The organism is Paenibacillus taichungensis (assembly GCF_013359905.1).
In the GTDB taxonomy this organism is placed as follows: Bacteria; Bacillota; Bacilli; order Paenibacillales; family Paenibacillaceae; genus Paenibacillus; species Paenibacillus taichungensis.
In genome coordinates this window covers 660,631-676,887 of sequence record NZ_JABMCC010000115.1, presented here as the reverse complement: position 1 = coordinate 676,887, position 16,257 = coordinate 660,631, and the positions used below count along the sequence as shown (strand labels likewise).

Sequence of the window (16,257 nt, the reverse complement as noted above, 5' to 3'; positions counted from 1 at the left end):
GTGTTCGTCACCACACTTCTATTTATTAATCTACAATTACGACATCGATTAGTGGAATGATCGCTTCGGGTTGTCCCTCACTGCGGGTGAGTACAAATGAAGGTAGTGGATTTTCGTGCAGTCCATTCACTGATTCACAGACCTGAACATACAAGTCCATACGCAGCGTCTCACCTTCACCCGCAACATCAATTACAGGCCATGCTTTCTCTGCACAAGATGGCCAGTAGGCCAATTCGTTTACCGGCACGATACTTAATTGTTTAATTCCAGGATGCACACGGTATATTCCCGTAGTCTGAGGTTCATCACCCAGCTTGTCTACCGAAAGTAAAGTTCTCGAATGTTCATCCGGAGCCGAATATATCGAATAACACCATGGTGTTACTCCCCAGGCAATCGCCATGAGACCTTCCTCCAGCAAGGTGTCCGAAAGGTCACCCTCACTGAATTGTTCAATCAGATTATGGTTTCCAGAACCGATCAGATCTTCTACACGTTTCGCCATACGAGGCAAATCTGCGAGAATAAAGCCACCACTGCCGTAGGAGTCAAACACATGATTATCCCGTGTCCATACCTTCTCGGGTACAGCGTTCATCTGCACAGCTTCGGCTGGAAACAGACATATCGCTACAGTTACAACCTGAGCATATTTCACCATGGCGTGCTGCTCGGGCTCCAGTGGTCCTTCTGCGATGCGGGGTGTTTTCACGTGCAGTGAAATTCGCAGCTCGTACTCCCCTTCTGCAAATTCTCCCAAATCCAATACGATCGGATGATCTATTCCTTCAATGAGAGTGAGTGAGCATGTACTGTCTGGTCGGAGATCAACTGTATATTGTGCAAATCCCAACTCCTCCCCATATATGATAATTGTATCTTGCCGATCCGGCGGTGTATCCATATGCCGCGCAACAACCGATACTTTGCGTCCATCCTTCAAAAGGCGCTGTGGATCAATGTCCAATTGAAATTCGTTTGTGTCTTCTGGATGTGAAAGGATTAGCTTCGCCTCGGCAAGTACGGCTGAGTCAGCCAACGCAAAACCGAAATTCGAATTTTGGTGATGTTGATTGGTATGTAATGGTGTGTTCATGATACATCCCCTCTCCTATGTCTGATGGCATGTCACACCCCCAAATATATGTCATATTTGCCCTGACCGCAACCCCGGCTCCGCTCAAATGGATAGATATATTACTTATTAGAGACCCAAATATAACCTTAAATATCAGCATTTTTTTCATAACACATGAACTGCTCGCACAAAAAAAAGCCCCATACCCCGCCGTTTTGGCGATACGGTATGAGACAGTTGAGTTGACTCTATTAACGTATAGTTTCAGTGTGACAAATTAATTTACTAATCTTTCACGATATCTCTACAATGTATGAATCAGCTATGACAGCTATTTCCCATTTGTTGTTTTGAACGAGTCCGATATACGCCGTGCCGGATTCAAATGACTGTGATGACGACCGTAGGCAAAGTAGATGATTAAACCAATAATCAACCAACCGAAGAACGTAATCCAAGTCAGAGCCGCAAGACGTGTCATGAGATACATACAGCCAACAGCACTTAGAATAGGAATCAGCGGAACCAAAGGCACGCGGAATCCCCTTTTCAGTTCCGGGTTGTTTTTCCGCAATACGATAATCCCCAGACTCACAACCGCGAAAGCGAACAGTGTTCCGATGTTGGTCAACTCTGCCAGATGGCCAAGTGAGATGAATCCCGAGAATAAAGCGACGATGATCCCAGCAACCCAAGTGCCGGTAGCAGGTGTTTGGCTTTTGCCACTGACTTTGGAGAAAACCGGAGACAACAGTCCGTCCCGTGACATGGAATAAAGCAAACGTGTCTGACCATACATCATAACAAGTAATACAGTGGTAATCCCTGTAATCGCTCCAAGCGAAACAATCCAGGACAATCCTTTCAACTGCACAAATTCAAAGGCAAAGGCAACTGGATCACTCACATTCAGCATGTGATAAGGTACAATCCCTGTCAGGATCAAGGATACAACGATGTAAAGCACGGTACAGATCGCAAGAGATGCAATGATACCGATTGGCAAGTCCCGTTGAGGACGTTTCACTTCTTCCGCAGCCGTAGAGACAGCATCGAACCCAATGTAAGCAAAAAATACCGTTGCCGCCCCTGCGGTTACCCCGGAGATACCAAATGGAAGGAATGGTTGCCAGTTATCCGGCTGCACATAGAACACACCCACACCGATGAAGATCAGAACTACGATAATTTTAATCGCTACCATAATTCCGTTGGCACGAGCAGCCTCTTTCACCCCACGGGTGAGCAGGAACGTAATAATTAACGTGATCGCTGCTGCGGTGATATCAAAATAGGTTCCCTTTTCAGGACTAAATGCACTGGTGAGCGCATGGGGTAATTGCAACCCGAATCCGGACAATAACGTTTGAAAATATCCAGACCAACCGCTAGCAACAGCGGCACTCGCAAATCCATACTCCAGAATAAGATCCCATCCTAGAATCCAGGCAATGACTTCGCCAAAAGCGGTATAGCTATATGTATACGCACTTCCTGAAGCAGGCACACTGGATGCAAACTCCGAGTAACACAAAGCAGCGAAGGCGCAGATAATACCTGCCAGCAGAAAAGACAGTACCAAACCGGGACCTGCATATTTTGCGGCAGCAACGCCTGTGAGTACAAAGATACCCGTACCGATAATCGCACCTACCCCAAGAGTCATCAGATCCAATGGGCCAAGTACCCTTTTCAACATATTGCTTTCGTTATCTCCGGTGGCAATCGGCTTTTTTCTAAACAGGGAAGATCGATTCTGGTTTTGGTTCATACACAGTTTCCTCTCGTATTGAAAATGATGATTGTGTCTCTATACTTCAAATATTTGTTTGGTTCATCTGTTCTATGAAAAATCCCTTTGTTCTATCTTACTGACCAACTACAAAAATCTATCGATTTCTACACTTTGTCGCGTTGCTTTGTTAAATTTATTTTGGGATGATGGTATATTCTGTCCATTCCAGACGAAAATTATCATGATCTGTTGGGCAGGGGTGAATATGAAAATCGTTTTAAAACAAAACTGCGTATAATTTATATTATGCGCAGTTTTTTAACAGCTTTTTTCTTCAACAAAACATTATAAACTCGTTGTTACTTGCAACCATGCCAATACAGTACCTTTTCGCCTCTTTTTGTGGTTTATTCCTTGCTCCACCTGTCATCTTGCACGATAATCAGGTACGCTAAAGAGCCGCATACCCTTATGCGGCCCCTCACTTGTAATGCTATTAAATGTATAATCCAGATGAAAACTCTCTCTTTTCATTCCAGAAGAGAATCAACTTTCACTCACATGGATTGTCTAACTTATGAAAATACAATTCGCTCTGCATCCGACATCCGATATTGAGATAGCAGATATTCCTTGCTGTCCAGAGCCTTCCGACGAACCTCGTTCAGATCGACATGCAGCAGCTTGCCTCCGCGCTTCACCGGACGACCTGCTACAAACACAGTATCCACATTGGATGGGTTGGCAAATTGAACGACGGCTCCAACCGGATCATGCACCGGGAACAAGTTAAGGTCGGTGGTTCGGATCATAATCAGATCGGCTTCTTTACCTGGCGTAAGTGTGCCAACCTTCCGCTCAAGTCCCAGAGCCTTTGCCCCAGCAGAAGTTGCAAATCTCAGCACTTGACTGGATTGCAGATTAAGCTCACCAGGCATTTCACCCTGGAGCAAAAGTTGTTCATTTTCACGGGAACGTTCAGCTTGAAGCGCAAATTTCATCTGGGAGAACATATCCCCACCTGTTGATGTTACAACATCGACTCCGAGCGTTGGGGTTCCACCATTTTCAAGGAAGTAGCCCGTTGCCGGATACCCGTGCCCCATCATCATCTCTACTTCCGGTGTGACGGACAGTGATGCGCCGCTATCGGCCAACATTTTATATTCATCCGTATCCATTGTATTTCCGTGTACGACGTTCAGACCTGGGCTCAGTAAACCAGCCTCATACATTTTACTTATCGAACGATCTACAGACCCCCAGCTTCCAAAGCCAACATGCATTGAACATATCGCATCCAGCTCTTGGGCAAGCTGAATTTCCTTCACCGTGGTATCCCAATGGCTAAACTCCGGACCTCGAATAGCAAGACCGAACGTGAGCAGCTGATCCCGTGAAGAAAAATACTGTTCCTTAACTCTTCTCACATCATTCGAATACGTCAGCTTGCTTTCTCTGTTCCAGTAGGGCGTCTCACCTGGTACACCATAAGCGAAAACCGACCGAATACCCGCATCCTGAAGTCCGCGAATCAGTTCATCCGTGTGCTCCGGGGAATAAGGCATACTCCAGTCAAGCACCGTGGTCACTCCTGCATTAAGCGCTTCCAAAGAACCCAGCAAATTGGCGATATAGCTGTCTTGTGGCCGGAGTTTACTTCCCATCGCTCCATAGTAGAGATTCTGCAGATAGACCGGCAGTGACCAGTTGGTTCCCGCTGTTTTTACAAGTGACTCCCATACATGCCGGTGCGTATCAACAAGTCCAGGGAGAATGATCATCTCCGATGCATCTATCACTTCCGCTTCAATACAACTCAGATCGGGCTGGATAGCAGTAATAAGAGAATCCTCAATGAGAACGTCCGCCCGTTTATACTGACCCATCGACGAATCCATAGACAATACACAACCATTTTTCAGTAGATAACTTGTCCCCACAAGACACATCTCCAATCATTATTTTTTGTTGGATATACGCTTGAATCCTGGATGTTAATCTCTGATGAAATGACTAGCTGAAATATTTTAAGTATATAACCATTATATAGAAGTGGATGCTAAGATTCAATTTTGGTTTTATACAAATCTTATTGAATATTTCCTGTCTGTTGCAAAGTACAATAAATCACACTTTCCTTGCATATACCCTACTCTTGCTGCTAATCCTTCTTCAGTTTTGCCCGAAACCTTCTAACCTTCATCAGATTACCACACATCTTGTCATCACAATATTTCTGGGTTCTACTACGTGTATCGTCATAGAAAATCCAACGGCAATCCGTATTGTCACAGATACGAATTCTTCCCCCATCCCCTTCAACTACAGTGATGGCAAAATCGGCTGCGACCTCTGCCATGACCTGCTGCCATTGAGTTCCTACAGGAATAAGTGAAAGATTCAGTCCCTCATCTCCAGCGTTCAGTCTTCTTATGACTTGACCTTCCTCCATTATGCCGTTAAGCCATTCCTGGTCTTTGTTTGATAATGCATTTCCGTCAGATAAACCAGTTGCAATAGCCTGCAATTCATTTCTGAAGTTTCTCAAAACCCCCTCTTCTTCAGAAGAAGCAGGTACAGTTGCATTCAGTTGCCATTGTTTGAGGAATGCCTGCTGCCATTCGGCTTTGCCAAGCCTGTCCTCTGAGCGATTTCCACCACGCCAGTCATGGTAATCACTGTTTACAAAATCAGTCCATAGTCTATCCATACGTACCTCCGCTAAATTGTAACCATCTAAAATCAAAAAGATAGTTACAATCATTCGTGTTTGGGTTATATTAATTGTAACCACATTTAAGCACTTTAGCTAGTTACCATGAATTCATTTTAGGGAGGAAAAATCAATGACTACAACAGCAACAGAACTATTGCTCATTCAGAAAGATGATACCTGGGATCAATGTAACTGGATTGTGCCTTTATCCAAGGCACTCGAAGGACTGACTACTGAACAGGCAGCCTGGGTTCCATCATCCGGTGGATTAAGCATCTGGCAGTTGGTTAACCATATGTATTACTATAATCATCGCTTGTTGAGTCGTATTCAGGGCAAAACACCCTCCGGTACACCTGCCGAAAACAATGAATCCACCTTTGGAGATCCCGGCGACCCTTCCGATACCACTGGCTGGAGTGCACTTATGCAAAACACAACACAATTAGCCGGACAGCTTCGTGATCAGCTCTCTTCATTAGAAGAATCCGATCTTGAAGCTCCGTACATGGATACGGATGAAAAATGGGCACATGAACTAGCTCGCTGGGTACTTCACGATGCGTATCATGCAGGGCAGATTGTATTATTACGCAGACAACAGGGAAGCTGGAATATCATATTCTAAAAAAACACTTGAACTGCTAGCGCTTACAGGAATAAGATGGACTTATTAATGTTACAGCTTGTTCAACACAATATAATTGAATAGGATCTTCGGGGTAGGGTGCAATTCCCAACCGGCGGTGATGTTCTTCGGAACCAGCCCGCGACTCGCTGTTTGACCCGATGTAGGGATTCAGCGACTGACTTGGTGTGACTCCAAGGCCGACGGTACAGTCCGGATGAGAGAAGATCAACACATTGACATGCCGTTACGGAAAGGCTTATTTTCGTACGACATGTTAATGATTGAGCCCCCGTTTATTTGGTGTATACCAAAACGGGGGCTTTTGTCGATTTTGCCAACTGAAGATTCCGTGTTCTGACGAAGGAGTCCTGAATATGGAAAAGACCCAATCTGCATCAACAGTTTACCACAAGGAACGAAGTAATACCGGATTCTGGCTCGTCGTGCTCGGCGCCGCCCTTTGGGGTGTAGATCCACTGTTCCGTATTATTTTGCTCAAAACAATGACCTCCACTCAAATTGTACTGGTGGAACATATTATTGTCAGCCTTGTGGCAATTCCCGTCTTGTGGAAGTTCCGGGCCGATCTGAAAAACCTACGTGCACGCCACTGGATAGCCGTGATATTTATCTCCTGGGGAGGATCTGCTCTCGCCACGGTATTGTTCACTCTGGCACTTACGCATAACGATCCCAACACCGTCTTGTTACTGCAAAAGATGCAGCCGCTATTTGCGATTGTTCTGGCTAAGCTGCTGCTGAAAGAAACATTGCCTCGCCGCTTCGGTGGACTGTTTATCATTGCATTTGCAGGAACATACCTGCTCACTTTCGGATTTACCCTTCCCCTTGGCAACTGGGACAATTGGGTTCATGCAGGCAGCCTGTTATCACTGGGTGCAGCTGCATTGTGGGGTGGTTCAACGGTTATGGGGCGGCTGATGCTGGGGCAAACCCGTTATGAAACGGTCACCTCTCTGCGCTTTGTCGTAGCCTTACCGCTGCTGATCTTTATGACGTGGAACGAAGGTGCTGCCTGGACATTCCCTTCCGCTACAGGTGAACAGGCGGCTGTAGCACTTAATATTCTGGGCCAGGCTTTACTGCCAGGCTTACTGAGTCTTCTCTTATATTACAAAGGGCTCTCTTCCACCAAGGCCTCAGTCGCAACGCTTGCAGAACTGAGCTTCCCGATGGCCGGTGTACTGGTAAACTGGATTGCATTCCGTACATTAATTACATGGGAGCAACTGGTGGGCTTCATCCTCATCTGGATTGCCCTATTCGCCATCTCCAAACAGCAAGAACGATCAGCGACTCCGGCTGACGGTGCACCAAAGCTTCGTACGAATTGAATTTTATATAAAAGCAAATCAATTAAGGCACTGGACATCCTTTGAGATGTTCAGTGCCTTTTGTCTTTTCGCTATTCCGGTGGTACGATGACTTATGGAATAGTAGATTAAGTCAATTTAGAGAGGAACGATCGTCATGTCTTCATCTTCATCATTTTCATATACATCTTACGATGCCATAGGTTTGGCTGAATTGGTTCGCGCACGGGAGATATCCCCTGTCGAATTGCTGGAAGCGGCGTATGCACGCCTCGAAGAAGTGAACCCGCAGCTTAACGCAGTCATTCGTACATATGAAACACGTGCACGTCAGGAAGCGAGTATGGTTCGTCCGGGAGAGCAGCCCTTTGCCGGCGTGCCCTTGTTATTGAAAGATATCTCTCAATCCCTGGAAGGTGAAATTCTCACCTCGGGTTCTCGTCTTCTCAGTGAGCATCGCGCGCAGCGGAATTCTAATTTCGTTTCCCGTCTGCGCGATGCAGGCTTCATTATCATTGGACATACTAATACACCGGAATTTGGCCTGAAAAATATTACCGAGCCCCGTCTTCACGGACCAAGTCGAAATCCATGGAATACGAATCACTCGCCAGGCGGTTCAAGTGGAGGCGCCGCTGCCGCAGTAGCCTCGGGTATTGTACCCCTTGCGGGAGCCAGTGACGGTGGCGGTTCCATCCGAATCCCTGCTTCATTCAGCGGCCTGTTCGGACTCAAGCCTACACGTGGGCGGACACCTGTTGGACCGGGTGTTGGCCGTCAGTGGCAGGGTGCTTCGATTGATTTTGCATTATCCCGTTCAGTTCGCGACAGCGCTGCTTTGCTCGATACATTGCAAGTGATTCAACCCGAAGCTGCGTTCCATGCTCCCCTCTTTCCGGGCAGCTACTTGGCTGATATGAACTATCCTCATCAACGCAAACTGAAAATTGCGTATACTACGGATTCGCCTGTGGGGACACCTGTCAGCGCGGAAGCCAAAGAATCTGTATACAAGCTCGTCCGCTGGCTGGAAGAACAAGGTCATGAGGTTGAAGAAAAGCTGAGTCCGGTTAATGGAGTCAAATTGATGGAGAACTATTACATGATGAACAGCGGCGAAATGGCGGCGATGATCTCTTCGATGGAACGTTCTATGGGCAGAGCATTAACCTCTGCTGATATGGAGATCGAGTCCTGGGTGCTGGCTGAAGCCGGCAAAAAAGTATCCGCTGCCGAATTCGTACATAGTCTGGCCGAATGGGATGTTGCCGCAGCTCAGATGTCCACATTGTTTGAACGCTATGATTTTTATGTCACACCTGTAAATGCTTTTCCAGCACCCAAAATCGGCGAATTGACACCTCATGATGAACAGATTCAGCAGCTGATGCGTATTAGCGATTTGGACAAGATCCAGCAGCAGCAGCTGATTTATGAGATGTTTGAGCCAAGTCTTACCTACACTCCGTTCACTCAGCTCGCGAATCTGACGGGTCAACCAGCCATGAGTGTTCCTGTGCATCTGACTCCTGAAGGCCTGCCGATGGGTGTACAGATTATGGCAACGAAAGGCCGTGAAGACTGGTTGCTTCATCTGGCTGGTCAGCTGGAAACATCCGAACTATGGGTCGGCATGAAGGGTAATCCACTGTTTCCAGTATAAAAACTGAATACAACCTACATCATTTTCAATGTGAGCCGTATGTTTGCCAAAGTGCATGAAAGCCATGTCAGCTCCGCATACTGAAAGCAAAAACAGCGGAGGAATGTGACGAATGAATATGAATACAACGGAACGCCATAAGCAGTCTGTTCGTATCCCGGCCAAAACGGGTTATGCCGTTAAGGTAAATAAAGGTTCATTAATTCGGGTGACCGATTTGGAGGGGCAGCAGGTCGTTGATTTTGTTGCATATGATGCTCAAAATGCCAATAATCGACTAGATCCAGGTGTAACGATGGACGTTTTGCGCTCCTACCGGATCAAACCAGGACAATCCGTGTATTCCAATCAATATCAACCATTGCTTAAGATCCTTCGTGACACGGTTGGTGTTCATGATTTCTTCAACTCCGCCTGTCGTCCGGAGATGTATGAAGTATTATATGACAAAAAAGATCATGCCAGCTGCTATCATAACCTAAATCAGGCTCTTGAACCGTTCGGGATTTTGCCACCGGATCAGCATTATCCATTTAATCTGTTTATGAAATCGGTTGTAGATGATCTGGGCAAGATTGATGTCGTAGCTCCTGATTCGCGTGCTGGTGATTATGTGGAGATGGAGGCATTGACCGATCTGGTTGTCGGTTTATCCGCCTGCCCATGTGAAGAAAGCTCATGCAACGGATATCATTGTACAGCTATTCAGCTGGATGTAGAGTCCTTATTAGATTAAGCGACGCACAGCTTGTTCTAATTTGCTCCAGACGGGAATACGATGACTTGTACCCATATGTGTGTGACTTACCGGTACAATTCGTCGAACCCGTTAAGGAGTGAACGCGTATATGTCTGTACTGTTTAGTTATATTATTCTGGGAATCTCACTATCAGCTCCAATTGGTCCGATTAATGCCGCTCAGTTGGATCGCGGAGCCCGCCACGGATTTATGCATGCCTGGATTCTGGGACTGGGAGCCATGTTTGCCGATTTGGTGTACATGCTTCTGATCTACTTTGGAGTTGCTCATTTTCTGGACACGCCGTTCATGCGCTCGTTTCTTTGGTCATTTGGCAGCTTTATTCTGGTGTATACCGGTGTGGAAACACTATCTAAGTTAAAAGATGGCATTCAGGCCTCTTCTACAGCAGAAGCGAGGGTTGGGAAATCTTTTGTTTCTGGCTTTCTCATGGCCCTGTCCAATCCGCTGAATATTTTATTTTGGCTCGGTATTTACGGCTCTATTCTTGCTACAACCGTGAAGCATACTGACACCGCTCATCTACTAATATACAGTTCTGGTATTTTCATAGGCATCCTTGTCTGGGATGTCATCATGGCTGGCATGGCTAGTCGATTTCATAAACGCAGCAACGAAACCGTTTTGCGCTGGATCTCCATTATCTCAGGGATCTGTCTGATCGGATTTGGCCTGTACTTCGGTTTTGAAGCTGTACGATCTATCTTTTTCTGACATAAAAACTACACTGGACAGTCACCCAACGCCATCCGCATTAATACGTTAACGGTATCATGTGGAATGGAGTTGGGGAATCCATGGCAGAGCTGTACAGTGCCGATGAAATAAATGCATCATTCAAAGGTCTGCCCGAATGGCAGCAGGACGCTTATTCAAAATTTTCCAATATGATTGCAGATGAGGGTAATACGTATCCTTGTGTTCCCGGAAGGATGGGTTTTCTCTCAGGACATTTGAGATACGGATTCACCAGGGATCCGCGTACACAAGCTTCTGCTGAAGACATGGCGGAATTACTTAGTCAATATGGACCCGTTTCCCGGGATACGGGACATTACGCTTCTTTGGTTGTCATTTGCGAGACACCGGATGATTTGAGAAACAACACAACGGTGGAGCAGTATCAGTCCTTGTTCTGGGAGATGCTTAACCGGGTAAGTTCACTCGATACTGCCTCCTGGCCTGAACATATTTCGACTGATCCGCATGAAGCCACATGGGAATTTTGCTTTGGCGGGGAGCCTTACTTTTGTTTCTGTGCCACTCCCGCGCACGAGCTTAGAGCCAGTAGGCACTTCCCTTATCTTATGTTTGCTTTTCAACCAAGATGGGTGTTTGAATCCATTAATGACAACACACCTCTTGGCCGGAAAATGAAAACCTTGATTCGTAAGCGTTTGGCAGCCTATGATGCCGTTCCGGCTCATCCTTCGCTCATGTGGTATGGGGAGCAGGATAATCTGGAATGGAAACAATATTTCCTGCCCGATGACGAGCAGACCCCTTCCAAATGTCCTTTTTTGCGCATGAAGCAAGCCATTAGCAAATTGACGAAATAGCTGATACCAGTCCACCCATTCAGGGCTTTGATGGCTCAGTAGATGGCGAAGATTGCGGTTTTCGTACTTTGTTTACAATGTAAGTAATCAAGGCTATCAATACAACAAGACCTATACTTGCCAGCAGACCTCTTCTGCTGGCTTTTTCCATAACCGTGCCAGCTACTGCTGCAAGTATAAGGACCATGGCGATCCATACTTTGATGCGATTCCAACTTGTTGGCTTCATTTTCTTGATATACGTGATGCAAATCAGAAGCCAGGTATACATTAATACCAAGCTACCTGCGGTTGTTACATATTCGAATAGGCTCTTAGGCATCCATAATGCCAGGAGAGTAGAAAGGATTAATCCAGCCGCGGTGCATCCTAATGCATATAGGGGCATGTTCTTTTTCCCCCAAGTCTTCGTAAACATCTTCGGTGCATCTCCGTCCTCACCCAGTTTAACCAACATGGACGTAATCGCATAGATTGAAGCGACCATCGTGGAGAATCCAGCGATTATTAAAATCCCATTGAGAATATGAACCACAACCGTAAATCCAATCGATGACATTGCTTTGACGAGAGGACTCTCGTCTGGTGTTAACTTAGCAGCGGGGACCAGTAGCAGGATCAAGGCAATCGCCACAACATACAGCGTACTGACGGTTAACAACATCACTCTGCCTGACTTCACAGCGTCCTTAGGTTCTTTCAGCTTGGCTGCCATTAAACCCATGACCTCAATCCCGGCAAAGGCAAAAAAGGCATAAATAAACCCAGTCCACACGCCTTTTATTTTGTGAGGGAACCATTCATTCGTTATTTTCTGCGGTGTAATCTTCACATCTAACCAGCCAAGACAAGCCGCAGCTGCAATCGCGATAAAAGCAACCGTTGCAGCTAACTTGATTACGGCGAGCACATTTTCTGTTTGAGTTAACCCTTTGGCTCCCAATGCGGCGATGAACAATCCAATGCATGCGTATACTGCCACAAACACCCACAATGGAAACTTAGGAAACCAAAATTGAGAGAATAATCCGAGCGCCGTTAATGAACTGCCCATGATCAGCATTTCGGAAGACCAATACATCCATCCGCTTCCGAAACCGGCCCATGGGCCGAACGCTTCCCCGGCATATGTTCGAAAAGCCCCTTCTTTCGGATCTTCTGCCGTCATCTGAGCCAATGCTCCAAATACAAAATAGGTCCCCGCAGCAGCCAGCACCAAAAGTACAAGCACGGATAAACCGGACCAATGAATAGCCAGACTTGTTCCGAGGAAAAATCCGGTCCCTAGCGTACATCCTGCTCCAAATAAGGAAAGACTAATCCAGCTCAGTTTCTCTTCTTCTTTTTGATGCACATGGCTTTTCATATGTATCCTCCTTCATGCGTACCCCATTACGGTTTACATATGATGGAGGTTTTATGTCATTAAGGTAAAAAGAAATAAAACTGACTTTTTACTAAGTTTACATAATAATTTTCTTGTTAACTAACTATGTTACTGTTGATTACGTCGATGCTTTTGGGAGTAAAACAGTAGTGACACTTTTAAGCGTCTATAATTAATGAAAACCCTTCGAACTGTAAAAAAAACAGTTTGAAGGGTTTCTTGTTAGTTTCTGAGAACAAACTCTCGTTTAGTATGGCGGATCTGATCGGTGGATGTTTTTGTCACTAAGAACCTGCTATTCAGGTTCTATTTCTTGCCTAACAACTGTTGAAGCTCATCCAGCTCTATCTTGGCTTCCGGTTGGAAGTCCTCACTTTTTACATATTGTGCAAGGCTGTAAAGTAACTGGCGCCCTTCTGTCTGATTAATCAATTTATCATAATTTAGTGCCCCAACAAGCAGCTTACCTTTTCCAACCTGGCATTCAAACAGCAGCCCCAGCTTATGATTACGTTCAAAATTATCGATGGTTTGAACGAAAGGCTGAACATTTTCTGCGACCTTATCCAAAATAATAGACCGTGAATTCATAACGATATGCCACCAAGGATAAGTGGAATACACCTCACTTGGGAAGTGCTTCAATGCTGGGTGTGCGTTATTAATTAGAAGTCCAAGTGTGCCGATGGGAACTTGCTTGTTCATGCTTTCCGAAATGGATCGGAACATCGGATAACACCAGAAATCGGTACAATATGTGCCTTCAACTGAATTATCGTTATCCTCGAGTGTTGGGAGTAACAGCACACTCTCGCCTTTTTCCAGTAAATTAATGACTTCATTGGACAATTCCTTATAAATATAGTCATGTTCAATAGCTGTCACATCATGATCAGGGTATATCCATAGGTCATATTGTTTCCGAATATCGGTACCTGGAATGTGCAGGGATAGAGTGATCGGCGTCATCTTTTTCACATCAGGCAGCTTGAACTTAATTTGGCTAATCTCAAACCAAGTTTCTCCAGAGACAAAGGAAATCTCGTCTTTTCCTTGTGCAATCCGCTGATCCGAATCACGCATTTCCCACTCCACATTATAACCCCTCAATGAATCTGTTCGGTAGTACCTTAATTGAATGTGGGCATTGAAATCTTCACCCGAATTGTAGTTAAATTTCTCGAATCGGGCCAGAAGCACTGCATCGGAGCAATACGTTCTCCACTCCTCGGGAATAACCAGCCCTTTCGAATCCATGAAGGCATCCAAAATACCTACCAGTGCTGTCCCCTGTCCACTAAAGTCCTGAAGATCGAGCAATTGAAATCCTGCCAGATGATTGGATCGAAATGCCGCCTCAAGCTCCTCCTTATAGCAGGCTACTGCAAGTTTGCCAGAGCTTTTGAAAAAGGGTTCAGCCAGATGTCCCATTCCTTTGGATTGCAATCGTTCCCGAAACACCTCGAAGTTTTTTGCCTTCAGCGATCCGGTATACTTCTCGATCTCTTCATAATTGGGATACATGGCATATTGTCCAATCTCATGGGAAATGACGGGTAGATGTGGAATGAGTTGTTGTTCAACAGAAGCGGCTTTCACAGTCTTGGCTTCCGTGCCATATTGAATTTGAATTTCAGATTCTTCTGCTTGAATTCTCTCATTCTCTGAAACTGTTCCAACGGGCAAAATCATGTCGTCGTAGTCCTTCAGAGTACCAGGCACGTCGGTTTGAACATGACCCAACGGTGCATCACACATGGCATAAGAGCCGCGGAAAAGTCTATCTTTGGAAAAACGTACGCCACAGTAAAAATCTTCTTCCTCTAGAATCAGCGGAGTGAACTGAAAATTGTTTGAACCCTGGGTGTACAGAGGGCGTGGATCAAATGCTCTATACGCTTTGATAATGGCATTCAGTCTTTCTTTACTGCCCCAAAGTTCATTACCGAGTGACATCATTACAAAAGAAGGATGATTCCCATACGCCTTGAGCATGGCAAAGCCTTCTCGAATGAGATAGTCCTGTTCAGCCTGATTGTGCTGTGGGTCAAGTTCATCCGTGATTGTTCCCCAGAATGGCAATTCAGGCTCCATATAGATGCCAAGCATATCTGCAGCGGTGAACGCTGCTTCAGGCGGACAACAGGTATGGAAACGATAATGATTTATACCATATGATTTGGAAATGCTCAGGATTCGCAGCCATTCATCCACATCGGTTGGCGCGTAACCTGTAAGCGGGAAGATTAGACCATCATGTTTTCCACGAAGAAAGGTCTTTCGACCGTTGATGGTAAAAGCATCTCCATTCGCTTCAAAATCTCGCAGTCCTGTTATGATTTCAGTTGTATCCAGCACATCGCCATGTTCACCCATCAGAGTAAGGGTCAGCACATACAGATGTGGGTCAGAATCACTCCAGAGCAATGCGTCGTCTCCCATCTTGTAGAGCACATTAACTTCGTCCTGGCTACATGGATAGGTTTGCTCATTCACCACATGATCTCTGTCTGATGCCACATATCCATAAGTCTCTTTTAAGAGTGGCTTGAAGGTTTGCGCAGTAACGGACAATACAGTACCTGGTATCGATTTGGACAATGTACTTGTGATTCTGAATGTTCGCTCTGTAGCATTGGGATAGATCTGTACCTCACCCAAGTGCACGTCGTGGTAAAAATGAAGCTCCAGCTTCCCGGTAATTCCGTTCCAGTTGGTCTGAGTATCAACGGATGTAAGATGCCCGCCTTTCGTCGGATAGTCCGTATTATCGACCCGGATAGTGAGGGTGTGTTCTCCCTCTGATAGCCCTTCCGGCAAGATATACACATGGGGGGTGTTAAGACTATCCTGCGCTCCAACTTCTTCACCATCGACCCATAACTTGGTTATGCGCGTGCGTTCCAGATACAAACTGCATTTCTTGCCAGCAAGCGTTGAAGGTATATCAATCTCCCTTTTCAGCCACACCCATCCTTCATATGAATATTCATCAGCCAAAGACCCGATCTGAGACTCATCATTCTTTCTTCCTTTGCGCGCATGAGAAGTCGTGTTCGGCAGCGTTATGGTATCGTTAAATGGACCTTGTACGCCTTGTTTATGTTCATCCAGTTGAAGCTCCCAGCTTCCCTGCAAGTTCATTTTGGTTAACATGTCTTAGCTCCTCTTTACTTTATGTATGCAATCTATTCTTCTGGTTACGTATTTCTATTATATAACTGTAAGCTTAGTCCACCCATATAATAAAATTTATGCTGAGTATAACAATATGGAAATAATTCAAAGGTTATCGCTGACAAGTTCATCTCTATAATGACTTAGAAATTCAAAAAAAAGTCGCCTAAAAGGCGACTAGTGCTACTTATTTAAGTAGTTCAATTCTCA

The 16,257-nt window shown here is 45.5% G+C and carries 12 protein-coding genes and 1 riboswitch; of the genes, 6 read left to right on the top strand and 6 right to left on the bottom strand.

The features are described from left to right. Nucleotides 1-25: 25 nt before the first annotated feature. From HP548_RS22170 to HP548_RS22155, 4 genes are all read right to left on the bottom strand, one after another. Nucleotides 26-1,099: a hypothetical protein gene (locus tag HP548_RS22170; RefSeq protein ID WP_175382874.1), complete on the bottom strand. Its 1,074-nt coding sequence runs from the start codon at nt 1,097-1,099 to the stop codon at nt 26-28. Between the two features lie 313 nt (nt 1,100-1,412). After that, nucleotides 1,413-2,852, bottom strand: coding sequence for an amino acid permease (locus tag HP548_RS22165; protein ID WP_076288607.1), 1,440 nt, complete (start codon nt 2,850-2,852; stop codon nt 1,413-1,415). A 539-nt stretch (nt 2,853-3,391) separates the two neighbouring features. Next, nucleotides 3,392-4,768, bottom strand: coding sequence for an amidohydrolase family protein (locus tag HP548_RS22160; protein ID WP_175382873.1), 1,377 nt, complete (start codon nt 4,766-4,768; stop codon nt 3,392-3,394). A 212-nt stretch (nt 4,769-4,980) separates the two neighbouring features. Next, nucleotides 4,981-5,529, bottom strand: a complete 549-nt coding sequence (locus tag HP548_RS22155; protein WP_175382872.1) for a CGNR zinc finger domain-containing protein — start codon at nt 5,527-5,529, stop codon at nt 4,981-4,983. Between the two features lie 136 nt (nt 5,530-5,665). Here HP548_RS22155 and HP548_RS22150 point away from each other — a divergent pair, with 136 nt between their 5' ends. From HP548_RS22150 to HP548_RS22125, 6 genes are all read left to right on the top strand, one after another. Then, nucleotides 5,666-6,163: a DinB family protein gene (locus HP548_RS22150; protein WP_175382871.1), complete on the top strand. Its 498-nt coding sequence runs from the start codon at nt 5,666-5,668 to the stop codon at nt 6,161-6,163. An 81-nt stretch (nt 6,164-6,244) separates the two neighbouring features. Continuing rightward, a riboswitch (FMN riboswitch) is annotated at nt 6,245-6,396 on the top strand. A 144-nt stretch (nt 6,397-6,540) separates the two neighbouring features. After that, complete coding sequence (locus HP548_RS22145) at nt 6,541-7,521, top strand: DMT family transporter (protein WP_175382870.1); 981 nt, start codon at nt 6,541-6,543, stop codon at nt 7,519-7,521. A 136-nt stretch (nt 7,522-7,657) separates the two neighbouring features. Next, the gene (locus HP548_RS22140) at nt 7,658-9,163 is read left to right on the top strand and encodes an amidase (RefSeq protein WP_175382869.1); all 1,506 of its coding nucleotides are present in this window, start codon (nt 7,658-7,660) and stop codon (nt 9,161-9,163) included. Between the two features lie 112 nt (nt 9,164-9,275). Then, nucleotides 9,276-9,899 carry a DUF1989 domain-containing protein gene (locus tag HP548_RS22135; protein WP_246318157.1) on the top strand — a complete coding sequence of 208 codons (624 nt, stop codon included), beginning with the start codon at nt 9,276-9,278 and terminating at the stop codon, nt 9,897-9,899. A gap of 112 nt (nt 9,900-10,011) precedes the next feature. Beyond that, nucleotides 10,012-10,638 carry a LysE family transporter gene (locus tag HP548_RS22130; RefSeq protein ID WP_076288601.1) on the top strand — a complete coding sequence of 209 codons (627 nt, stop codon included), beginning with the start codon at nt 10,012-10,014 and terminating at the stop codon, nt 10,636-10,638. An 83-nt stretch (nt 10,639-10,721) separates the two neighbouring features. Beyond that, nucleotides 10,722-11,483 (top strand): YqcI/YcgG family protein, encoded by a 762-nt coding sequence (locus tag HP548_RS22125; RefSeq protein WP_175382868.1) that lies wholly within the window; start codon nt 10,722-10,724, stop codon nt 11,481-11,483. A 19-nt stretch (nt 11,484-11,502) separates the two neighbouring features. Here the strand turns inward: HP548_RS22125 and HP548_RS22120 are convergent, their stop codons facing one another. Next, nucleotides 11,503-12,849 (bottom strand): amino acid permease, encoded by a 1,347-nt coding sequence (locus HP548_RS22120; protein ID WP_175382867.1) that lies wholly within the window; start codon nt 12,847-12,849, stop codon nt 11,503-11,505. 327 nt (nt 12,850-13,176) lie between these two features. Then, nucleotides 13,177-16,026 carry a glycoside hydrolase family 2 TIM barrel-domain containing protein gene (locus tag HP548_RS22115; RefSeq protein WP_175382866.1) on the bottom strand — a complete coding sequence of 950 codons (2,850 nt, stop codon included), beginning with the start codon at nt 16,024-16,026 and terminating at the stop codon, nt 13,177-13,179. Between the last annotated feature and the right edge of the window lie 231 nt (nt 16,027-16,257).